Here is a 23,535-nt window from a genome sequence, read left to right as displayed (position 1 = left end):
TCTTACTTAATATGTTTCATATTATTCTCGAACAAAATATACCGTAGTTGTCTTTTAGGCAATTAGTAGATTGGAACATTATATCTGAAAGCTTTTGCTAGAGGATTATTTGTACTTTTGTTATTTCAAAAAAGAGATAATGAAGATCTTAATCTATAGAGGTATGTGCATACATTATTATAGTTGGAGGGAAAGAATAAATGGCTGCAAAATGGGAAAAATTAGAAGGTAACGTAGGCGTTTTAACAATCGAAGTTGATGCTAAAGAAGTAAACAACTCTATCGACGCTGCGTTCAAAAAAGTAGTAAAAACAATCAACGTACCAGGTTTCCGTAAAGGAAAAATGCCTCGTCCGTTATTCGAACAACGCTTTGGTATCGAATCTTTATACCAAGATGCTTTAGATATCATCTTACCAAAAGCATACGGTGAAGCGATCGATGAAGCTGGTATCTTCCCAGTTGCTCATCCTGAAATCGACATCGAGAAGTTCGAAAAAAATGCTAACCTTATCTTCACTGCAAAAGTTACAGTGAAACCTGAAGTTAAATTAGGTGAGTACAAAGGTTTAGCAGTAGAAAAAGTTGAAACAACTGTAACTGACGAAGATGTAGAGAACGAATTAAAATCTTTACAAGAGCGTCAAGCTGAACTAGTTGTTAAAGAAGAAGGAACTGTTGAAAACGGTGATACAGCTGTAATCGACTTCGAAGGTTTCGTTGATGGCGAAGCATTTGAAGGCGGAAAAGGCGAAAACTATTCTCTAGCAATCGGTTCTGGTACATTCATCCCAGGTTTCGAAGAGCAAGTAATTGGTCTTAAATCTGGTGAGTCTAAAGACGTTGAAGTATCATTCCCAGAAGAGTACCATGCTGCTGAATTAGCTGGCAAACCAGCAACATTCAAAGTAACAGTTCACGAAATCAAAACAAAAGAACTTCCTGAGTTAAACGACGAGTTCGCTAAAGAAGCTGACGAAGCGGTTGCAACTCTTGATGAATTAAAAGCAAAACTTCGCACAAACTTAGAAGAAGGCAAAAAGCATGAAGCTGAGCACAAAGTACGTGACGAAGTAGTAGAATTAGCTGCTGCTAACGCTGAAATCGACATTCCAGAAGCTATGATCGACACTGAGTTAGATCGTATGGTTCGTGAATTCGAGCAACGTTTAAGCCAACAAGGTATGAACCTTGAGCTTTACTACCAATTCACAGGTACTGATGCTGACAAGTTAAAAGAGCAAATGAAAGAAGACGCTCAAAAACGCGTAAGAATCAACCTTGTTCTTGAAGCTATCATTGAAGCTGAAAACATCGAAGTTACTGAAGAAGAAGTAACTGCAGAAGTTGAAAAAATGGCTGAAATGTACGGTATGCCAGTAGACGCTATCAAGCAAGCTCTTGGAAGCGTAGACGCTTTAGCTGAAGATCTTAAAGTTCGTAAAGCTGTAGACTTCTTAGTAGAAAACGCTGCATAATAAAATAACAAGGCGCGATTTTAATCGTGCCTTGTTTTATAAATATAGAAATATATTTATAAAACTTTTCGATGAAGAAGGAAAACTTCCTTAATAAGTCGAATATACATATTTCAAAAGTTTTAAAAACTTTTTATTTGTACATAACTAGTCATATTATTTGTATTTCTCGCCACGTAGTGACATAATATGTATTTACATACGATACATTTATCGTGTACATACGAAGGCAAGAGGTTAGCACTTTGTAAGGGGTGTGAAAATATGTTTAAATTTAATGATGAAAAAGGGCAATTAAAATGTTCTTTCTGTGGTAAAACACAAACGCAAGTCCGAAAGTTAGTTGCAGGTCCAGGTGTTTACATTTGTGACGAGTGTATCGAACTTTGTACTGAAATTGTACAAGAGGAGCTTGCGAAAGACGAAGAAGTAGAATTCAAAGATGTACCGAAACCGGTAGAAATTCGTGAAATTTTAGATGAGTATGTCATCGGACAAGATAACGCGAAAAAAGCACTAGCGGTAGCGGTATATAACCATTACAAACGCATTAATTCTAACAGCAAAATTGATGATGTAGAATTAGCGAAGAGTAATATCGCACTTATCGGGCCAACAGGTAGTGGTAAAACATTACTGGCACAAACGTTAGCGCGTATTTTAAATGTTCCATTTGCAATCGCGGACGCAACATCTTTAACTGAAGCTGGATACGTTGGGGAAGATGTAGAAAACATCTTACTTAAATTAATCCAAGCAGCTGATTATGATGTAGAAAAAGCGGAAAAAGGAATCATTTATATTGATGAGATTGATAAAGTGGCACGTAAGTCTGAAAATCCATCAATTACACGTGATGTATCTGGTGAAGGTGTGCAGCAGGCACTTCTGAAAATTTTAGAAGGTACTGTAGCAAGCGTTCCACCTCAAGGTGGCCGTAAGCATCCGCATCAAGAGTTTATTCAAATTGATACAACGAACATCTTATTCATCTGTGGTGGGGCGTTTGATGGCATCGAGCCAATTATTAAACGTCGTCTTGGTGAAAAAGTAATTGGATTTGGTTCGGAGAAGAAAAATGCTGATGTAAATGAGAAGCATGTTTTATCTCACGTATTACCAGAGGACCTTTTAAGATTTGGTTTAATTCCAGAGTTTATCGGTCGTCTTCCAGTTATTGCGAACCTAGAGCCGCTTGATGAAGATGCTCTTGTTGATATTTTAACGAAACCGAAAAATGCACTTGTTAAGCAATTCCAAAAACTATTGGAGCTTGACGATGTTGAGTTAGAGTTTGAAGAAGGCGCACTAATTGAGATTGCGAAAAAAGCAATTGAACGTAAAACAGGTGCTCGTGGACTTCGTTCTATTATTGAAGGCTTAATGCTTGAGGTAATGTTCGAGCTACCATCTCGCAAAGATATCGAGAAGTGTATTCTTACAAAAGAAACAGTAGCTGATAATGCAGCACCAAAATTGGTGTTACAAGACGGTACTGTACTTGATACAAAAACATCTGCATAATGCGAAGGAGAAACAGCAATTTTTATAATTGCTGTTTTTCTTTATGTTTAGCTATGTTCCTCCGCGGAAATACTAAGAGATAAAACATTGCGGGAGGAAATAAATGATGAGCTGGACAAATATATTTTTACTTGTTCAACTTGTTTTTGGTGTAATTGTCGGATTGTATTTTTGGCATTTACTTCGAAATCAGCGAACACAAAAAGTTTCAATTGATCGAGAATCAAAAAAAGAATTAGAACAGCTTCGTAAAATGCGCGAGATTTCTTTAACAGAGCCGCTTGCGGAAAAGGTGCGTCCTACATCCTTTTTAGATATTGTAGGGCAAGAGGACGGGATTAAGTCGTTAAAAGCGGCTCTTTGTGGTCCAAACCCGCAACATGTGATTATATATGGTCCGCCAGGTGTCGGAAAGACAGCGGCAGCGCGTCTCGTATTAGAAGAAGCAAAACGAAATCCGAAATCTCCATTTCGCACAAATGCAACATTTATTGAACTGGATGCGACGACAGCTCGGTTTGATGAACGTGGTATTGCAGACCCTTTAATTGGTTCGGTGCATGATCCAATTTATCAAGGTGCTGGTGCGATGGGGCAAGCAGGTATTCCGCAACCGAAAAAAGGTGCGGTAACAGATGCTCACGGTGGTATTTTGTTTATTGATGAGATAGGTGAACTACATCCGATTCAAATGAACAAAATGTTAAAGGTGCTAGAAGATCGAAAAGTGTTTTTGGAAAGTGCATACTATAGTGAAGAAAATACGATGATTCCAACGTATATACATGATATCTTTCAAAAAGGTTTACCAGCCGATTTTCGCTTAGTTGGGGCGACGACACGTTCGCCAGATGAGATACCTCCTGCTATTCGGTCGCGCTGTTTAGAAGTGTTCTTCCGTGAGTTAGATACAGAAGAAATTCAAAAAGTAGCAAAGAATGCGGCTGAAAAAGTGGAAATGCAAATCGGTGAAAATGGTATTGAAATGATTGGGATGTATGCGAGAAATGGGCGAGAAGCGATTAATCTTGTACAAATTTCTGCTGGAATGGCAATAAATGAAGAACGTCCTTTCATTAAAGATGAAGATATAGAGTGGGTTGTTCACTCTAGTCAACTTACACCGAAGTATGAAAAACGCATTTACCCTATTCCGAGAATCGGTCTTGTAAATGGACTTGCTGTATACGGACCAAATACAGGTGCGTTATTAGAAATTGAAGTAACAGCAATCAAGGCGAAAGATAAAGGATCGGTAAATGTTACCGGAATTGTTGAAGAGGAAAGCATTGGTAGTCAAACGAAATCCATTCGTCGTAAAAGTATGGCGAAAGGTTCTGTAGATAATGTATTAACAGTGCTTCGATCTCTAGATGTATTGCCAGAAGGGTACGATATACATATTAATTTTCCAGGTGGTATCCCGATTGATGGGCCTTCGGCGGGAATTGCTATGGCAACAGGTGTGTATTCAGCAGTGCATCATACGTATGTGAATAATGAAGTAGCGATGACTGGTGAGATAAGTATACACGGGGAAGTGAAACCTATCGGTGGTGTGTACGCAAAAATAAAAGCTGCGAAAAAGGCAGGAGCTAAAAAAGTTATCATTCCTGCTGAAAACATGCAACCATTTTTGTATACAATAAAAGGAATTGAAATTATTCCTGTTCGGAAGTTGAAGGAAGTATTTGAGCTAACGTTTATACAGGAAAATATACATCGAGAGCTCGATGTACATACTACGATAGACGAAACAGATGCACAATCAATGTGAGAATGAACGATAATAGTATTTGCCAGACTTCGTTTAAGTTTGTATGCTTAAGCGGAGTCTTTTTTCTTTTATAAGGGAGAAAAAACGAGGGATTTACAGTTGCGGAGAATCTCTGCAATTGCATCTAGATGTATTGTAATATAAAATAGTTGAACAGGAGTTTAATTTATTATGGAGGTGCTATGTCTAGTATGAATACGAATGAAAGAATCGTGCCCCTCCTACCATTAAGAGGCGTTCTCGTATATCCAACGATGGTTCTGCATCTTGATGTAGGACGTGATAAATCGATACAAGCACTAGAGCAGGCGGCAATAGATGAAAATATCATCTTTTTAGCAATGCAAAAAGAAATGAATATCGATGATCCGAAAGAAGATGACATATATAGTGTAGGTACAGTGGCGAAAGTGAAGCAAATGTTAAAATTGCCTAACGGTACGCTTCGTGTCCTTGTAGAAGGTTTACATAGAGCAGAAGTAGTAGAGTTTATCGAAGAAGAAAATGTAGTGCAAGTTTCTATTAAAACGATAACGGAAGAAGTGGAAGCTGATTTAGAAGAGAAAGCTCTTATGCGCACATTACTGGAGCATTTCGAACAATATATTAAAGTTTCGAAAAAGGTTTCAAATGAAACATTTGCAACGGTAGCTGATGTAGAAGAGCCAGGAAGATTAGCGGATTTAATTGCTTCTCACTTGCCAATTAAAACGAAGCAGAAACAAGAGATTTTAGAAATCATATCTGTGAAAGAACGATTACATACACTTATTTCAATTATTCAAGATGAACAAGAATTACTTAGTTTAGAAAAGAAAATTGGACAAAAAGTGAAACGTTCAATGGAGCGCACGCAAAAAGAATATTTTTTACGTGAGCAAATGAAGGCGATTCAAACTGAACTTGGCGATAAAGAAGGTAAGGGCGGGGAAGTTGAAGAACTTCGTGAGAAAATTGAACAGTCAGGAATGCCTGAAGAAACAATGAAGGCCGCACTGAAAGAATTAGATCGTTATGAAAAGTTACCAGCAAGTTCTGCGGAGAGCGGTGTTATTCGCAATTATATCGATTGGTTATTAGCACTTCCGTGGACAGAGGCAACAGAAGATATGATTGATCTTGCTCATTCTGAAGAGATTTTAAACAAAGATCATTACGGTCTTGAGAAAGTGAAAGAGCGCGTACTTGAATATTTAGCGGTACAGAAGTTAACGAATTCATTAAAAGGGCCTATCCTTTGTTTAGTAGGACCACCTGGGGTCGGAAAAACTTCGTTAGCGCGTTCTATTGCAACATCATTAAATCGTAATTTTGTCCGTGTATCCCTTGGTGGTGTGCGTGATGAATCTGAAATTCGTGGTCACCGTCGTACGTACGTTGGAGCAATGCCAGGACGTATTATTCAAGGTATGAAAAAGGCGAAATCAGTTAATCCAGTCTTCTTATTAGATGAAATTGATAAAATGTCTAACGATTTCCGTGGAGATCCTTCAGCAGCATTACTTGAAGTGTTAGACCCAGAACAAAACCATAACTTCAGTGATCATTATATTGAAGAACCATATGATCTATCGAAAGTTATGTTTGTAGCAACTGCGAATACACTTTCCAGTATTCCAGGTCCGTTACTTGACCGTATGGAAATTATTTCGATTGCTGGCTATACAGAGCTTGAAAAAGTTCACATTGCTCGTGAACATTTATTGCCGAAACAATTAAAAGAGCATGGCTTACGAAAAGGTAATTTACAAGTACGTGATGAAGCGCTTCTTGAAATTATCCGCTATTATACACGTGAGGCTGGTGTTCGTACATTAGAGCGCCAAATTGCAAAGGTTTGTCGTAAAGCAGCAAAGATTATCGTTACAGCAGAACGTAAGCGTATTGTAGTAACAGAGAAAAACGTTGTTGATTTACTTGGTAAGCACATATTCCGTTATGGGCAAGCTGAAAAAACAGACCAAGTTGGTATGGCGACAGGTTTAGCGTATACGGCAGCAGGTGGCGATACACTGGCGATTGAAGTGTCTGTAGCGCCAGGTAAAGGGAAATTAATTTTAACAGGGAAACTTGGGGATGTTATGAAAGAATCCGCGCAAGCAGCGTTTAGCTATATTCGTTCTCGTGCAGAAGAGCTTCAGATTGATCCTGATTTCCATGAGAAAAATGATATTCATATTCATGTTCCAGAAGGAGCAGTTCCAAAGGATGGACCGTCAGCAGGTATTACGATGGCAACGGCACTTATTTCTGCGCTAACAGGTATTCCTGTAAGTAAAGAAGTGGGGATGACAGGTGAAATTACACTTCGTGGTCGTGTATTACCGATTGGTGGTTTAAAAGAAAAAACATTAAGTGCTCACCGCGCAGGTTTAACAAAGATTATTTTACCAGCGGAAAATGAGAAAGATTTAGATGATATTCCAGAGAGCGTAAAAGAAAACCTTACGTTTGTGCTTGCATCTCATTTAGATGAAGTATTGGAGCACGCATTAGTAGGAGTGAAACAATGAAAGTAACAAAAGCAGACATTGTAATTAGTGCTGTTAAACCAGAACAATATCCAGACGGTGACTTACCAGAAATTGCATTAGCAGGTCGTTCAAATGTCGGGAAGTCTTCCTTTATTAATAAAATTTTAAATCGTAAAAAGTTAGTACGTATTTCTTCTAAACCAGGAAAAACACAAACATTAAACTTCTTCTTAATTAATGAGATGATGCACTTTGTGGACGTTCCAGGTTACGGATATGCGAAAGTATCTAAAACAGAGCGCGCGGCTTGGGGTAAAATGATTGAAACGTATTTTACAACACGTGAGCAATTAGATGCAGCTGTATTAGTAGTTGATTTACGTCACAAACCAACAAATGATGATGTAATGATGTATGATTTCTTAAAGCATTATGACATTCCAACCATTATTATTGCAACGAAAGCCGATAAAATTCCGAAAGGGAAATGGCAAAAGCATTTAAAAGTTGTAAAAGAAACGCTTGATATTGAAAGTGGCGATGAAGTCGTTCTATTCTCTTCTGAAACAGGGCTTGGGAAAGAAGAAGCGTGGAAAGCAATTCATAAATTTACAAAAACAAAAAACGCGTGACGAATGTCGCGCGTTTTTTTCTTTATACACTTTTAGCGTACGTTTAATGTAACCTCAATATTTCCTCGTGTTGCTTTAGAGTAAGGACATACGCCGTGAGCGGCTTCTACAAGTTCTTGTGCTTCGCTATGTGAAACGCCAGCGACATGTACATCAAGTACAGCAGATAGGCCGAAACCACCGTCTGTATCTTTTCCGATAGAAACGTGAGCAGTTACTTCTGTACTTTCTACTTTCACACGTTTCGTACGAATGACAAGTTGTAATGCACTATCAAAACAAGCAGCGTAACCAGCAGCAAATAGTTGTTCTGGATTTGTTGCCTCTCCGCCTGCACCACCTAGTGCTTTCGGCATTTTCACATCAAGATTTAATATGCCATCATCTGATACTACTTTTCCATTTCTTCCACCTGTAGCAGTTACTGAAGCAGTATATAATTTATCCATGTTTATTCCCCTTTTCTATCATTAATTGTTTTCATTGTTTCAATTAGTTTATTTAATTGAATTAATAAAGAACGATATTCTTGTTCTGTAATTCCTAAATTTGTTGCCATCGTTGTCGGCAATGAACAAGCCTTATCTTGTAAATCTTTTCCTTGTTCTGTTAATTCAATACACACTTTTCGCTCATCTTCTTTGGAACGAACGCGTTTTACAAGGTTTAATGATTCCATTCGTTTTAACATAGGTGTTAACGTACCGGAATCTAAAAATAGACGTTCTCCAATTTCTTTTACTGTTAATCCATCTTGCTCCCATAGTACGAGTAAAGTAATGTACTGTGGATACGTAATGCCCATTTCTTCTAAATATGGTCGGTAAAAGCGTGTAACCTCTCTAGAACAAGCATAAATAGAAAAACAAAGTTGATTATCGAGATGCAAAGAATCTTCTGTCATGAATGACTCCTTTCTAATTAAGTTGTGCACAATTTAATTTTGTAAAATCAATATAACGAAAAAGAAATACAATGTCAAATACATTGTATTGAGAAAGTTTGTGCTACAATTTGGAACAATCATACATATTTTCCTTCATGATGAAAGAAGATAGGAAAGATGATGTTATAATTTATATGGAATAGTTTCCATCACTTGATTATGAGGGCTTTTTTTGGTAACGTACAAATAGAGTTATTAATTTATAATCATTATAAAGTAGAAAAATTTTATTCATTTTACTGAATCTCCTTTCTTACATATGGAGAATAAATAAAAAAATAATCGGTTGTTCACACGATTGTCAGATTCATAAGAGGAAAGTTGTATTATGATAGTAGATAAAGTGATAAAACGGGTGAAGGGGGACATGCTGCGTGCATATTCTTGTTGTTAGTGTAAATTATCGAACAGCCCCTGTAGAATTTCGTGAGAAACTCACATTTCAGGCAGCAGAGCTAGAGCAAGCAATGACTACATTACAAAATCAAAAGAGCGTGTTAGAGAATGTCATTGTATCAACTTGTAATCGCACTGAGGTTTATGCTGTTGTCGATCAATTACACACGGGACGGTATTATATTAAGAAGTTTTTAGCTGATTGGTTTCAGCTTGAAATAGAAGAAGTCGCACCATATTTAACTATTTTTGAACAAGATGGTGCAATTGATCATTTATTCCGCGTAACGTGCGGTTTAGATTCTATGGTAGTTGGAGAGACGCAAATTTTAGGTCAAATAAAAGATAGCTTTTTAGAAGCGCAACAAGTAAAAGCAACAGGGACAATTTTTAATGAATTGTTTAAGCAAGTTATTACATTGGCGAAACGTGCTCACTCAGAAACGACAATTGGTGAAAGTGCGATGTCTGTTAGTTATGCTGCTGTTGAGCTAGGAAAGAAAATATTCGGCGAGTTAACAGATTGTCACGTGCTTATTCTCGGTGCTGGTAAAATGGGTGAACTTGCACTACAGAACTTATATGGAAGCGGTGCTCGTAAAGTAACAGTCATGAATAGGACGCTTTCAAAAGCAGAAATAATGGCTGAGAAATATATGGGACATGCAAAACCTTTAAGTGAATTACAATGTGCATTATTAGAAGCTGATATTTTAATTAGTTCAACTGGTGCATCGGATTATGTCATTACGAAAGAGATGATGACAAAGGTAGAGAAAATGCGCTCTGGTCGTCCATTATTTATGGTTGATATTGCAGTGCCGCGTGATATTGATCCAGCAATTGATGAGCTAGAAGGTTCTTTCTTGTATGACATTGATGATTTGCAAGGAGTAGTGGAAGCGAACCGTGCTGAACGTTTAAAAGAAGCAGAGAAAATTCAATTTATGATTGAAGAGGAAATTGTTGTATTTAAAACGTGGTTAAGTACACTTGGTGTCGTTCCGTTAATATCAGCTCTTCGTGATAAGGCACTTGCTATCCAAAGTGAAACGATGGAAAGTCTGGAACGAAAAATACCGAATCTTAGTGATCGTGAGAGAAAAGTAATTAGTAAGCATACGAAAAGTATTATTAATCAATTATTAAAAGACCCAATTTTAGTAGCGAAAGAAATAGCTGCTGAAGAGGGAGCAGACGAAAAATTAGCGTTATTTGCAAAGATTTTCGATTTAGAAATGGAAGACGTAGAGAGTCGTGCGGAAGAAGTAGAACATAAAAGAGCGTGGACACCATCCGTTCCATCTTTATAATTTGGAAGGATGATCGGATGAGTTTTTTAAATAACAGTATTATTTATCATATTGCAATTATTTTATATGCTTGTAGCATTAGTTTATATTTTATAGATTATTTCCAAAGTAACCGAAAGGCGAACCGATTTGCTTTTTGGTTACTTTCGATTGTGTGGGTTCTGCATTCTATTTTTATGTTGCTTAGAGCTACAGATTCAGAAACGAACCCTCTTTTAACTTTATTATCAGGGATTTATTTTTATGTTTGGCTATTGATTACGATGTCTTTAGTCATTAATCGATTTATGAGAATCGATTTTTTAGTCTTTTTTACAAATGTTGTAGCATTTGGCGTAAGCGCTTTTTCTATTTTTACACCGCTCGGAAAGATGTCGCCGGTACTTGCAGAGCAATTAGTTTCGGAACTTGTATACGTACATGTCGGTATGGCTATTATTTCTTATGCAACTTTCACTGTATCGTTCATTTTTTCTATTATGTATTTATTGCAATATCGCCTATTAAAAAAGAAAAAATGGAATGCGAGATTAAGAAGGTTAGGGAATTTACCGAAGCTAGAATCGATGTCTTACGGATTAAATTTATTTTCTGTTCCATTTTTCTTACTAGCTATTTTATTAGGATGCATATGGGGATATACAAAATTGGACAATTTCCATTGGTATGATACGAAAGTAATCGGGTCTTTTGTCGTTCTGTTTATATATTGTGCTGGTCTATATTTACGAGCGGCAGATGTATTGCTAGGGAAGAAAATCGTGCAGTGGAACATCGGAGCATTTCTCGTAATGCTAATTAACATTTTTCTATTAAGCAGTTTATCCAACTTCCACTTTTGGTATTTATAATGAGGAGAGAAAATTATGCGCAAAATTATTGTAGGGTCACGAAAGAGTAAATTAGCATTAACGCAAACAAACTGGTTTATTGATCAGTTAAAAGCGCTAGGTTTACCATATGAATTTGAAGTGAAAGAAATCGTCACAAAAGGCGATGTAATTTTAGATGTTACTCTTTCAAAAGTAGGTGGCAAAGGCTTGTTTGTGAAAGAGATTGAACATGCGCTACTTACGAAAGAAATTGATATGGCTGTACATAGTATGAAAGATATGCCGGCCGTACTTCCAGAAGGATTAATGATCGGTTGTACACCAAAGCGTGTTGACCCTCGTGATGCTTTTATCTCAAAAAACGGAGCGTCGTTTAAAGAGTTAGCAGAAGGCGCTATTTTAGGTACGAGTAGTTTAAGACGTAGTGCACAGCTACTCGCTGCGAGACCAGACTTACAAGTGAAGTGGATTCGCGGAAATATCGATACACGTTTACGCAAATTAAAAGAAGAAGATTACGATGCAATTATTTTAGCGACAGCAGGATTACAAAGAATGGGCTGGGATAATGAAGTTATTACAGAACATTTAGATGAGACGTTATGTGTACCTGCTGTAGGACAAGGTGCATTAGCGATTGAGTGTCGTGAGGATGATAAGGATTTACTGCAGTTGTTAGCTCATATGAATGATGGAATAACAGAAAAAACAGTGGCAGCAGAACGCGTATTTCTTCATAAACTTGAAGGTGGATGCCAAGTTCCAATCGCTGGATATGCAACTCTTACGGAAAACGATGCAATCGAATTAACAGCTCTTGTCGGGTCTATGGACGGTTCGGTTTTATTGAAAGAGACAGTAGTAGGAACTGATCCAGAGAAAGTAGGATTAGAGGCTGCGGACCGTTTAATTAACCAAGGCGCAAAAGAACTCATTCTTGCTGCAAATAAGGGGCAACAATAAATATGAACGCTCTCGCTGGCAAAACGGTATTGATTACACGTGCCCAGCATCAAGCAAAACAAATGAGTGTAGCGGTGAAAGAAAAGAGCGGAATTCCATTGGAAATTCCGCTTTTGCGTATGGAAGGTATGTCTCATAGGCAAATTCAACATATAGCAGGGCAGTTACATTCGTATGACTGGGTTATTTTTACGAGTAAAAATGGGGTAGCTTTTTTTCTAGATCGTTTGAGACAGAAGCTACCTGTAACGACTAAAATTGCTGCAGTAGGTGTGAAAACAAAGTTAGAGTTAGAAAAGCGAGGCTATCGAGTGGATTTTGTTCCAACTTCATTTGTTGCAGAAGTATTTGCAGAAGAGTTTGTAAAAAGATTAAGTGGAAACGAACGTATTTTATTTCCGAAAGGGAATTTAGCAAGAGACGTAATTCCAGTTGCGCTTCGTGAAATGGGTGTTTCTCTAGATGAGCTTATCGTATATGGTACGAAAGAAAATGTAGAGAAAAAGCAAGAGCTTATAGAAGCATTGAAGTTAGGGAAAGTAGACATTATTACATTTACGAGCCCTTCCACTGTTACGAGTTTTGTTCGTTTACTTGAGGATACAAACTGGAGAGAATGGACAAAAAAATGTACAATTGCTTGTATAGGGCCTATTACGGAAAAAGAGGCGAGCCTTTATTTTCCGCATATTATTATGCCGAAAGAGTACACTGTAGAAGCATTACTACAATGTGTTTGTGAATCTATAAAATAAAAGAATGGGGATAGAAATCTATGAACTCTTTACAATTTAATCGTCATCGTCGCTTAAGACAAAGTGGAGGCATGCGTGCGCTTGTGCGTGAAACGTTTTTACATACGGAAGATTTTATTTACCCTATTTTTGTATTAGAAGGAGAGAATGTTCGTAATGAAGTGCCTTCTATGCCAGGCGTATATCAAATATCTTTAGATTTATTGCAAGCTGAAATGCAAGAAGTTGTTGATTTAGGTATTCGTTCTGTTATTGTATTTGGTTTACCTGCTGAAAAAGATGAAGTTGGATCATCAGCATATTGTGATCATGGAATTGTGCAACGCGCGATTCAGCAAATTAAAGGTGAATTCCCCGATCTAGTAGTAGTTGCGGATACATGTTTATGTCAATTTACAAGCCATGGTCATTGCGGTGTAATTGAAGATGGTATTATTTTAAATGACGAGTCTCTTGCAGTTCTTGCAAAAACAGCTGTAAGCCAAGCGAAAGCAGGAGCGGACATTATTGCGCCATCAAACATGATGGACGGATTCGTAACAGCAATTCGCCACGCATTAGATGAAAATGGTTTTGGACATGTACCAGTTATGTCGTACGCTGTTAAATATTCATCAGCATTTTACGGACCATTCCGTGATGCGGCGCATGGTGCACCGCAATTTGGTGATCGTAAAACATATCAAATGGACCCAGCGAACCGCATGGAAGCATTCCGTGAAGCAGAATCAGATGTAATGGAAGGGGCAGATTTCTTAATTGTAAAGCCAGCTCTTTCTTACTTAGATATCGTTCGTGATGTGAAAAATAACTTTAATTTACCAGTCGTTGCTTATAACGTAAGCGGTGAATATTCAATGATTAAAGCGGCAGCGCAAAATGGCTGGATTAATGAAAAAGAAGTTGTACTTGAAAAATTAATTAGTATGAAACGCGCAGGAGCAGATTTAATTATTACGTATCATGCGAAAGATGCAGCAAGATGGTTACAAGAAGGAGGCGCTAAATAATGAAAAAGTTTGATAAGTCGATTGCAGCGTTTGAAGAGGCTCAAGATTTAATGCCTGGTGGCGTAAATAGCCCAGTTCGTGCTTTTAAGTCTGTCGGTATGAATCCGTTGTTTATGGAGCGTGGAAAAGGCTCTAAAGTATATGATATCGATGGAAATGAATACATCGATTACGTATTATCATGGGGTCCTTTAATTCATGGTCATGCAAATGATCGTGTTGTTGAGGCTTTAAAAGCTGTTGCTGAAAAAGGTACGAGCTTCGGTGCTCCAACGGAAATTGAAAATAAATTAGCGAAACTTGTTATTGAGCGTGTTCCATCAATTGAGATTGTGCGTATGGTTAACTCTGGAACAGAAGCGACAATGAGTGCGCTACGTTTAGCTCGTGGTTATACAGGGCGTAACAAAATTTTGAAATTTATCGGTTGTTATCACGGTCATGGTGACTCGTTATTAATTAAAGCGGGTTCTGGTGTAGCAACGCTAGGTTTACCAGATAGCCCTGGTGTACCAGAAGGTGTAGCGAAAAATACGATTACAGTAGCGTATAACGATTTAGAAAGTGTGAAATACGCTTTCGAACAATTCGGTGATGATATTGCTTGTGTCATTGTAGAACCAGTAGCAGGGAATATGGGTGTTGTTCCTCCGCAACCAGGATTTTTAGAAGGTCTTCGTGAAGTAACAGAGCAAAATGGCGCATTGCTTATTTTTGATGAAGTAATGACAGGATTCCGTGTTGCTTATAATTGTGGACAAGGTTATTACGGTGTAACACCTGATTTAACTTGTTTAGGTAAAGTAATCGGTGGTGGATTACCGGTAGGAGCATACGGTGGTAAAGCAGAAATTATGCGCCAAGTTGCACCAAGCGGACCAATTTATCAAGCGGGTACTTTATCAGGTAACCCACTAGCAATGGCAGCAGGTTATGAAACGTTAGTACAGTTAACGCCAGAATCGTATGTAGAATTCGAGCGTAAAGCTGAAATGTTAGAAGCTGGTTTACGTAAAGCGGCTGAAAAACATGGCATTCCGCATCATATTAACCGTGCGGGTTCTATGATTGGTATCTTCTTTACAGACGAACCAGTTATTAATTACGATGCAGCAAAATCTTCAAACTTAGAATTCTTTGCAGCTTACTATCGTGAAATGGTAGAGCAAGGTGTATTCTTGCCACCATCTCAATTCGAAGGTTTATTCTTATCGACAGCACATAGTGATGCAGATATTGAAGCGACGATTGCAGCGGCTGAAATTGCCATGTCAAAATTAAAAGCTTAATTGAATAAAGAAAATCGCTCTCCGTAAGGGGGGCGATTTTTTTTATTCATAAAGTCAGCTTTCCGTACATAAATCTGTAATGACATATAGTTTGGGAGGGGGAAAAGAAGTGGCAACAGATCATTCATTACGTTTTTCATTAAAAGAATCTGTTTGGTTCCAAAAAGGACAGGAAGTCGAAGAACTTTTGTCAATTTCGTTAGATCCAGACGTTGAGATAGAAGAGCTTGATCATGAGGTAATTGTGAGAGGGCAATTAGATTTAACGGGAGAGTATGTTGCAAGGCAAGATGATTCAGCTTATTCATTAAGAGATTTATCGCCAGCGAAGTCAATAGATTATGTAGAAACGAGAGAAGATGGGGTTAATGAACTTGTTCATTCCTTTCCGCTTGAAATATCAATCCCGAGAAATCGTGTGAAAGTAATTGAAGAACTATATGTATCTATCGAGGAATTTGATTATGAGCTAAAGGAAAATGGTTGCTTACAATTATTAGCGGATATATCTATTACAGGTTTATGTGATGAAGAACGAATCGAGGATGAAGAGGAAGAGGAAGAAACGGCGTATGCTGAGTTGGAAGTTGATTCAGCGCAAGAGGATGAAAATAGACCGACGCCGCAAGTAGAAGAACCAGCTTATAAGGAATCAGATGAGTGGGAAGATTACGCGTTTGAACCGTTCCAACTAGAAGAAAGAAAAGAGCAGGAAGTAGAAGAAGAGGAAATAGAAGAACATGAATTTGTAGAGCGTGAAGAGGAGAAAGAAACAACGCCGCAATTTGAATTGTTCGGACGAAAAGATTTCAAGAAAGAAAAAGCGAAAAAACAAGAAGAGCAAGAAGAAGAAACGTATTCACAGCGAGATGAAAATGCGCTTTATTTAACGAAATTATTTACGAAAGAACCGGAAGAAGAATTTACAAAGTTAAGAATGTATTTCGTGCAAGAAGGAGATACGATCGAATCTGTTGCAGAACGTTATGAAACATCTGTACAAAACTTATACCGTGTCAATCAAACAGAAGATATATATTTAACTACAGGACAAATTATTTATATTCCTGTTTCAAGAGCAAAAGCGAAATAAGTGAGTGTTTTCACTCACTTATTTTTCTAAAGGCTATGTTTTGAATAGAAAGGGTTATTCGTATGGATATGGAATTACGAAATCGCTATGAACCCATTGTAAGGCAATATAGATTGGATACGCAGCATATGGAAGAACACGGAAGCGTGACGAAAATTTATACGAATCAAGGTCCATATGCGCTCAAGAAAATAGAAGGCAGGAAGTTAGAGCGGAATAACTTTCTGCACCATATTCAATATTTAAAGGAGAAAGGTTTTTCAAATTATGTACCTATATACCATGCGACGGACGGAAATTATATTTTAAGTGACGGTACGTATAATTATTATTTAATGCCTTGGTTAGAGCGTGCGGAAGGGAACGGCGAGGATAATGATCAATACCATAAAATGTTTCAGACTCTCGGAACGTTGCATCAAAAAACGGTAAAAGAAGAAACGTATACAGAAGAGGATTTAGAAAAACATTATACAAATATATCCGATCGCTGGGAAAGTGATGGAGAGATGTTAGAAGAGTTTCTTGTAGAATCTGAAGCGAAGTGGTATATGTCTCCGTTTGAATTGCAATATTGTACGTACTATCATCATGTAATGAGGGCGCGTGAGTTTGCAACGAAGCAATTAAATGAGTGGAACGATGCGATGAAAGAAAAAGAAAAAACACGTATTACTTTTGTACATGGTAACGTATCGCTTAATCATTTTTTATTTGATTATGAACGGAATGGCTATTTTATTAGTTTAGAAAAATCGAAGTTTGCAACACCTGTGCAAGATATTGTAGGCTTTTATTCTCGGTCTTTAAACACATATCCAATTGCGCGAAGTGATCGGTTTGAATGGTATCAAATGTATCAAAAAAATTTCCCTTTTACGAAAGAAGAGCAACTACTCATGTTTGCGTATATGACGTATCCATCGCAATTTATTCGGCAAATCCAGTCTTATAAGAAAAGAAGAGAGCGGCGTAATGAGGAAAATGAACTTCTCGGAGTAAAGAGTTTGCAACAAGCGCATTGGCTCGTTAGTAATATAGAATATTTCCTTTCGCAATTACAAGCTGCCCAGCAAGGGAACGGATAAAGAAGGTAAGTAGAGGGTGCTTTAATTTATTAAAGAATATTTCGAAAAAATATGTAATACAAAGAAGATGATTTCTGTTGAGGCGGAAGTCATCTTCTTTGTATTGGGTTGATATCTATAGTGATTTACAGTTTTTCATTTTCTAATTGTGTAAAGGACTTGCAAGGATTTGGATGTGGATTATCATCGAAATATAAAAGCATCTGGCAATTTAATTAATGCTGAAAGAGTCGTTTATATTACTGGAATGTTTTTGTTTTTTTATATGATGATTAATAGTTATATTCATCTACTTTAGGAGAGGGATACGGTGGGAGAAACAATCCGAAATAAGAGGGATTTCTAACGCCGTTATGGCTGTATTTAAAGATAGGGTAATTTTTAGAATTTTTTGTATTTATTTTCAAAAAAGAAGGATAAATGGTTTTTTTTTGTAGAATTTACCACGTGTAATAAAAACATTTTATAAGGAGTTGCTTTTATTGTGAAAAAAATCAAAAAACCTATACTCGTTTTATCAGCTGCTACTATGTTTTCATTGGTTGTTATACCGTCTACTAACACTTTTGCTGCAACAGCATCTGTTCCGAAAAAAATTGAACAGACTCCGGTGAATTCGTCTTATCAAGTTTATAATAGTCAAGGTGATTATACAGCTCATGGGGTCAAGCTTAAATCTATTTCTGTTGCTTTTAGAAGCGGTGGATGGTTACTGGAACAAATCATAAAACCTTTTAGTAAAGCAAACGCGAGTATAATTCGTTCCAAATCTAAAGCCATTGCAGATAAGTTAGATGAAATTACAGAAGTATCAATATTAGTAGTAGCAAGTGGGCTTAGATCCGTTGGCTTACCTGATGATGTAGCTAAAGCTTTGGCTAAAATTATAGTAGCGTTTGTGTTATAAAACATAATGTTCCCCGTATCTTAATTAAAGTACGGGGAACATTATGTTTTTATTTATAAGGGGGAGTATAATGCGAGAAATATTTAGTTTTGCTAGTGTTGCTTTTATTATTATTTGTTTTTATATAGTTAGTGTCTCTTTTTTTATCTATTTATTGAGTTTAATATCATTTTTAGGCATACGTATATTGGAGTGGAAATCGATTGTATTTTTTTCGCTTGGAACTTTTTTTTGGATGATTCCATATGAGGTAATATCACTACTACATAGTATTCGTGTTAGAAATAAAGCGATATTAAATCTTTTGGTTGCGTTATTAAATGTAATTTTATTTTCTTATTTTATTATTTGGTTAGATACAAAGATAAAAGGAATTTTATTCTCTAGTCAAGGATTGGTTGTATATATAATATTTATCATTATATTTTTAATAGGGATTCAAAAAAAGGGGGAACAGTTAGAGAAAAATGATAAATAACAAATCTGTATTTTTTAACAATTCTATAAAGAGATAAAAGTCGTAGTTTCAAATTTATCTTGACGAATAAGGTTTCGTTTTTTACACTATTGTATATAATAATTAACAATCATATAAATGCCTTGAAGGGGAAGAGTATAACAAGAAACGTCTTCAGAGAGGAGAATCATTAGCTGGGAGATTCTCTAGATAGTTATGTTAGAAGGTAGCCCTGGAGCATCTTTTCTGAACGGAATAGTTCTCATTAGGAAAAGACGGATTTGTCCGTTATCAAATTAAGAGTATAAGCAAATTCCTGAATTTGTTTGTAAATAAAGGTGGTACCGCGATGTCCCTCGTCCTTTTTTGGATGAGGGGCATTTTTTATTTTAAGGAGGGAAAATAATGTCAAACACGGAAAAGAATTTACCAACTAAATATGATCATATGTCCGTTGAAGAAGGCCTTTATCATTGGTGGTTAGAAGGCAAATATTTTGAAGCAACAGGAGACGAGAAGAAACAACCGTATACAATTGTAATTCCACCTCCGAACGTAACTGGTAAGTTACACTTAGGTCATGCTTGGGATACAACTCTTCAAGATATTTTAACTCGTACGAAGCGTATGCAAGGTTACGATGTATTGTGGCTTCCAGGAATGGACCATGCGGGTATCGCAACACAAGCGAAAGTAGAAGGGAAACTTCGTGAAGAAGGTATTTCACGTTACGATCTTGGCCGTGAGAAATTCCTTGAAAAGGCTTGGGAATGGAAAGAAGAATACGCTTCTCACATTCGTCAACAATGGGGGAAAGTTGGTTTAGGACTAGACTATTCTCGCGAACGTTTCACATTAGACGAAGGTTTATCTGATGCGGTTAATAAAGTATTCGTTCAATTATACGAAAAAGGCTTAATTTACCGCGGTGAATATATTATCAACTGGGACCCGGCAACACGCACAGCTCTTTCTGATATTGAAGTAATTCATAAAGAAGTTCAAGGTGCATTCTACCATATGAACTATCCGTTAACAGATGGATCTGGTCACATTCGTCTTGCAACAACTCGTCCAGAAACGATGCTTGGTGATACAGCGGTAGCGGTTCATCCAGAAGACGATCGTTACAAGCATTTAATCGGAAAAACAGTTACACTTCCGATCGTAGGCCGTGAGATTCCGATTATTGCTGATGAGTACGTAGAAAAAGATTTCGGAACAGGCGTTGTAAAAATTACGCCAGCTCATGACCCGAATGACTTTGAAGTAGGTAACCGTCATGACTTACCACGTATCTTAGTAATGAACGAAGATGGAACGATGAACGAAAAAGCTGGTAAGTATAACGGTATGGATCGTTTCGAGTGCCGTAAAGCGTTAGTAAAAGATTTACAAGAAGCGGGCGTATTAGTAGAAATCGAGCCTCATATGCATTCAGTAGGTCATAGTGAGCGTAGTGGTGCAGTTGTTGAGCCTTACTTATCAACACAATGGTTCGTAAAAATGGCTCCACTTGCTGAGAAGGCAGTAGCGCTTCAGCAAAAAGAAGAAGAGAAAGTAACGTTCGTACCAGAGCGTTTCGAAAACACATATTTACGTTGGATGGAAAATATTCACGACTGGTGTATTTCTCGTCAATTATGGTGGGGACACCGCATTCCAGCTTGGTATCATAAAGAAACTGGTGAAGTATACGTAGGTACAGAAGCACCAGCAGATATTGAAAACTGGAATCAAGATAACGACGTACTTGATACATGGTTCAGTTCAGCACTATGGCCATTCTCAACACTTGGTTGGCCAAATGAAGATGCAGCAGACTTCAAGCGTTACTATTCAACAGATGCACTAGTAACTGGTTATGACATCATCTTCTTCTGGGTATCTCGTATGATTTTCCAAGGTTTAGAGTTTACAGGCGAGCGTCCATTTAAAGATGTATTAATTCACGGTTTAGTTCGTGATGAGCAAGGACGTAAAATGAGTAAATCTCTTGGTAACGGTATTGACCCAATGGAAGTTATCGAGAAGTACGGTGCAGATGCAATGCGTTTCTTCTTATCAACAGGAAGTGCACCAGGTCAAGATTTACGCTTCAGCATGGAGAAAGTAGAATCTACTTGGAACTTCATTAATAAAATTTGGAATGCATCACGTTTCGTATTAATGAACATGGATGACATGAAATATGAAGAAATCGATTTAACTGGTGAAAAATCAGTTGCAGATAAGTGGATTTTAACTCGCTTAAATGAAACAATCGAAAGCGTAACACGTAACATGGATAAATATGAGTTCGGTGAAGCTGGTCGCTCATTATACAACTTCATCTGGGATGATTTCTGTGACTGGTACATCGAAATGGCGAAACTTCCTCTATACGGTGAAGATGAAGCAGCTAAGAAAACAACTCGTTCTATTTTAGCTTACGTATTAGACCAAACAATGCGTCTATTACACCCATTCATGCCATTCGTAACAGAGAAGATTTGGCAACATTTACCGCACGAAGGCGAATCTATTACAGTAGCAGCGTGGCCAACAGTTCGCGAAGATTTACAAGATACAGAAGCTGCAGCAGAAATGCACCTTCTAGTTGATATCATTCGCTCTGTTCGTAACATTCGTGCAGAAGTTAATACGCCAATGAGCAAAAAAGTTCAAATGCAAATTAAAGCAAAAGATGAGGCTGTACTTGCTCAACTTACGAAAAACAGCTCTTACATTGAGCGTTTCTGTAACCCAAGCGAATTAACAATTCAAACGGACTTACAAGCGCCAGAAAAAGCAATGACTGCAATCGTAACAGGTGCAGAGTTATTCTTACCGTTAGCTGATCTTATCAATCTTGATGAAGAGAGAGCGCGTCTTGAGAAAGAGCTTGAGAAGTTCGATAAAGAAGTAGAACGTGTACAGAAGAAACTTTCAAACCAAGGTTTCGTAGCGAAAGCTCCTGCAGCAGTTATTGAAGGAGAGCGTGCGAAAGAGCAAGATTACCTAGAAAAACGCGAAGCAGTTCGTCAACGTCTAGCGGATCTTGAGAAATAAAAATGTTTTTTAGAGACTCACTATATTGGTGAGTCTCTTTTCTTTGCGTATAATAGAATGATGAAGGTTGTCTTTTGAAAGGGGAAAGCATACGTGATACATACATACGAAGAAGCGATAGGTTGGATTCATAGCCGATTGAAATTTGGTATTAAACCGGGATTAGAAAGAATGAGATGGATGCTAGAAGAGCTCGGAAATCCAGAGCGTCACATAAAATGTGTTCACCTTGCTGGTACAAATGGAAAAGGTTCAACGTTAACATATATGCGCTACATGTTAGAAGGTGCAAAATATAAGGTAGGAACTTTTACCTCCCCTTATATTGAAACATTTAACGAGCGTATTAGTGTGAACGGAACACCAATTGCAGATGAAGAGATTACTGAACTTGTAAAGATGGTAAAGCCAGTCGTTGAAAAACTAGATGAGACGGATTTAGGGGAAGCGACTGAGTTTGAAATTATTACTGTTATGGCAATTTGTTATTTCGGTAAAGTTAATTTCTGTGATGTTGTTTTATTTGAAACAGGGCTTGGAGGGCGCTTTGATTCTACGAATGTGATTCATCCAGTTCTCACGATTATTACGAATATCGGTCACGATCATATGCATATTTTAGGTAATACATTAGGAGAAATTGCATATGAAAAGGCGGGGATTATTAAATCTGGTGTTCCGGTTATTACTGGTGTGCAAGATGAGGAAGCGTTGCAAGTCATTCAAAAAGTTGCAAAGGAAAATCATGCAAACTTATACGAGATGGGCAACCATTTTACAGCGTTACATAAACAGTCTAGTGAAGATGGAGAACAGTTCGATTTCACTTGTCCTTTCGCCTCTTTTGAAGATGTGCGAATCACAATGAAAGGCAGCCATCAAGTAGGAAACGCAGCACTTGCACTTATGGCAGTCATGTATGTAAAAACATACTTATCATTTTTAATTGAGGAAGAAGAAATAAGAACTGGATTACAGGAAGCGTATTGGGTGGGGCGCTTTGAAAAACTGCAAAGTAATCCGGATATTATTATAGATGGTGCTCATAACCCAGAAGGTATTGAAAGTCTTGTGAAAACGGTAGAATCACATTACAAAGATAAAAATGTAATAGTTTTATTTACTGCCCTTGGTGATAAACAATTGCACAATATGGTAGGTCAATTAGAAACCATCGCCGATGAAATTATTTTTACAACATTCGCCTTTGATCGTGCTATTTTAGCAGGCGAGCTTGCATCGTATGCAAAGAAAGAGTCAAAATTAGTTTTTGAAAATTGGAAAGAGGCAATTGATACGAAGGTTGAAATGCTTGGAGAAAATGATGTTTTTATCATAACAGGTTCCCTTTATTTCATTTCGGAAGTTCGAAAATATATTCGCGAGAAAAACTAGATAGTCTTTGCTATCTAGTTTTTTTGTTCTACAAATGAAGTCAAATGCATACATATAAGATAAATATATAGGGTTATTTGGCGAATTCCTCTGACAAATATCTCGTTTTTTTGTGAAATGAATATGATATGATGCGGACAACGATAAGAGGTGA

General features: G+C 37.3%; 19 protein-coding genes and 1 other annotated feature. Of the genes, 17 read left to right on the top strand and 2 right to left on the bottom strand.

What is annotated here, in order from left to right; genetic code table 11:
* Nucleotides 1-200: 200 nt before the first annotated feature.
* The 5 genes from tig (at nucleotide 201) to ysxC (ending at nucleotide 7,885) form a co-directional block, all read left to right on the top strand.
* Nucleotides 201-1,478 carry a trigger factor gene (gene tig, locus ACTFNE_RS03850; protein ID WP_000729253.1) on the top strand — a complete coding sequence of 426 codons (1,278 nt, stop codon included), beginning with the start codon at nucleotides 201-203 and terminating at the stop codon, nucleotides 1,476-1,478.
* 264 nt (nucleotides 1,479-1,742) lie between these two features.
* On the top strand, nucleotides 1,743-3,002 hold the full coding sequence (clpX, locus tag ACTFNE_RS03845; RefSeq protein ID WP_000472282.1) for an ATP-dependent protease ATP-binding subunit ClpX: 1,260 nt from the start codon (nucleotides 1,743-1,745) through the stop codon (nucleotides 3,000-3,002).
* A gap of 106 nt (nucleotides 3,003-3,108) precedes the next feature.
* Nucleotides 3,109-4,779: an ATP-dependent protease LonB gene (lonB, locus tag ACTFNE_RS03840; RefSeq protein WP_014481760.1), complete on the top strand. Its 1,671-nt coding sequence runs from the start codon at nucleotides 3,109-3,111 to the stop codon at nucleotides 4,777-4,779.
* Between the two features lie 182 nt (nucleotides 4,780-4,961).
* Nucleotides 4,962-7,292: an endopeptidase La gene (gene lon, locus ACTFNE_RS03835; protein WP_046198110.1), complete on the top strand. Its 2,331-nt coding sequence runs from the start codon at nucleotides 4,962-4,964 to the stop codon at nucleotides 7,290-7,292.
* Nucleotides 7,289-7,885 (top strand): ribosome biogenesis GTP-binding protein YsxC, encoded by a 597-nt coding sequence (gene ysxC / locus ACTFNE_RS03830; protein WP_000869113.1) that lies wholly within the window; start codon nucleotides 7,289-7,291, stop codon nucleotides 7,883-7,885. The genes lon and ysxC overlap by 4 nt, the downstream gene beginning before the upstream one ends.
* Before the next feature lie 32 nt (nucleotides 7,886-7,917).
* On the opposite strand, the gene ACTFNE_RS03825 is transcribed toward ysxC, so the two are convergent.
* Together ACTFNE_RS03825 and ACTFNE_RS03820 are read right to left on the bottom strand one after the other, a co-directional pair.
* The gene (locus tag ACTFNE_RS03825; protein ID WP_000359781.1) at nucleotides 7,918-8,334 is read right to left on the bottom strand and encodes an organic hydroperoxide resistance protein; all 417 of its coding nucleotides are present in this window, start codon (nucleotides 8,332-8,334) and stop codon (nucleotides 7,918-7,920) included.
* Nucleotides 8,335-8,336: 2 nt separating this feature from the next.
* Nucleotides 8,337-8,789 (bottom strand): MarR family winged helix-turn-helix transcriptional regulator, encoded by a 453-nt coding sequence (locus tag ACTFNE_RS03820; protein ID WP_000133920.1) that lies wholly within the window; start codon nucleotides 8,787-8,789, stop codon nucleotides 8,337-8,339.
* A gap of 416 nt (nucleotides 8,790-9,205) precedes the next feature.
* Here ACTFNE_RS03820 and hemA point away from each other — a divergent pair, with 416 nt between their 5' ends.
* From hemA to ACTFNE_RS03760, 12 genes are all read left to right on the top strand, one after another.
* Nucleotides 9,206-10,540 carry a glutamyl-tRNA reductase gene (gene hemA / locus ACTFNE_RS03815; RefSeq protein WP_000547851.1) on the top strand — a complete coding sequence of 445 codons (1,335 nt, stop codon included), beginning with the start codon at nucleotides 9,206-9,208 and terminating at the stop codon, nucleotides 10,538-10,540.
* 17 nt (nucleotides 10,541-10,557) lie between these two features.
* Entirely contained in the window at nucleotides 10,558-11,391 is an 834-nt protein-coding gene (locus tag ACTFNE_RS03810; RefSeq protein WP_046198109.1) for a cytochrome C assembly family protein, read from the top strand.
* Between the two features lie 15 nt (nucleotides 11,392-11,406).
* Nucleotides 11,407-12,336, top strand: coding sequence for a hydroxymethylbilane synthase (hemC, locus tag ACTFNE_RS03805; protein WP_046198108.1), 930 nt, complete (start codon nucleotides 11,407-11,409; stop codon nucleotides 12,334-12,336).
* Between the two features lie 2 nt (nucleotides 12,337-12,338).
* Nucleotides 12,339-13,091: a uroporphyrinogen-III synthase gene (hemD, locus tag ACTFNE_RS03800; RefSeq protein WP_098487261.1), complete on the top strand. Its 753-nt coding sequence runs from the start codon at nucleotides 12,339-12,341 to the stop codon at nucleotides 13,089-13,091.
* Between the two features lie 20 nt (nucleotides 13,092-13,111).
* A complete protein-coding gene (gene hemB, locus ACTFNE_RS03795; protein ID WP_001087058.1) occupies nucleotides 13,112-14,101 on the top strand; it encodes a porphobilinogen synthase in 990 nt (329 codons plus the stop codon).
* Entirely contained in the window at nucleotides 14,101-15,390 is a 1,290-nt protein-coding gene (gene hemL / locus ACTFNE_RS03790) for a glutamate-1-semialdehyde 2,1-aminomutase (RefSeq protein WP_000712926.1), read from the top strand. The genes hemB and hemL overlap by 1 nt, the downstream gene beginning before the upstream one ends.
* A gap of 79 nt (nucleotides 15,391-15,469) precedes the next feature.
* Entirely contained in the window at nucleotides 15,470-16,483 is a 1,014-nt protein-coding gene (gene spoVID / locus ACTFNE_RS03785; protein ID WP_001973756.1) for a stage VI sporulation protein D, read from the top strand.
* Nucleotides 16,484-16,545: 62 nt separating this feature from the next.
* Entirely contained in the window at nucleotides 16,546-17,571 is a 1,026-nt protein-coding gene (gene ysxE, locus ACTFNE_RS03780; RefSeq protein WP_000367000.1) for a spore coat protein YsxE, read from the top strand.
* Between the two features lie 484 nt (nucleotides 17,572-18,055).
* Nucleotides 18,056-18,478: a hypothetical protein gene (locus ACTFNE_RS03775; RefSeq protein ID WP_000721399.1), complete on the top strand. Its 423-nt coding sequence runs from the start codon at nucleotides 18,056-18,058 to the stop codon at nucleotides 18,476-18,478.
* A gap of 70 nt (nucleotides 18,479-18,548) precedes the next feature.
* Nucleotides 18,549-18,956: a hypothetical protein gene (locus ACTFNE_RS03770; RefSeq protein WP_001206774.1), complete on the top strand. Its 408-nt coding sequence runs from the start codon at nucleotides 18,549-18,551 to the stop codon at nucleotides 18,954-18,956.
* 113 nt (nucleotides 18,957-19,069) lie between these two features.
* Nucleotides 19,070-19,302 (top strand) — a binding site (T-box leader).
* A 38-nt stretch (nucleotides 19,303-19,340) separates the two neighbouring features.
* A complete protein-coding gene (locus ACTFNE_RS03765; protein WP_270705124.1) occupies nucleotides 19,341-21,986 on the top strand; it encodes a valine--tRNA ligase in 2,646 nt (881 codons plus the stop codon).
* A gap of 93 nt (nucleotides 21,987-22,079) precedes the next feature.
* Nucleotides 22,080-23,381 carry a bifunctional folylpolyglutamate synthase/dihydrofolate synthase gene (locus ACTFNE_RS03760; protein WP_270705125.1) on the top strand — a complete coding sequence of 434 codons (1,302 nt, stop codon included), beginning with the start codon at nucleotides 22,080-22,082 and terminating at the stop codon, nucleotides 23,379-23,381.
* Nucleotides 23,382-23,535 lie beyond the last annotated feature (154 nt).

Source organism: Bacillus cereus group sp. MYBKT111-2 (assembly GCF_051915205.1).
In the GTDB taxonomy this organism is placed as follows: domain Bacteria; phylum Bacillota; class Bacilli; order Bacillales; family Bacillaceae_G; genus Bacillus_A; species Bacillus_A paranthracis.
This window is presented reverse-complemented; position numbering and strand designations above follow the sequence as displayed.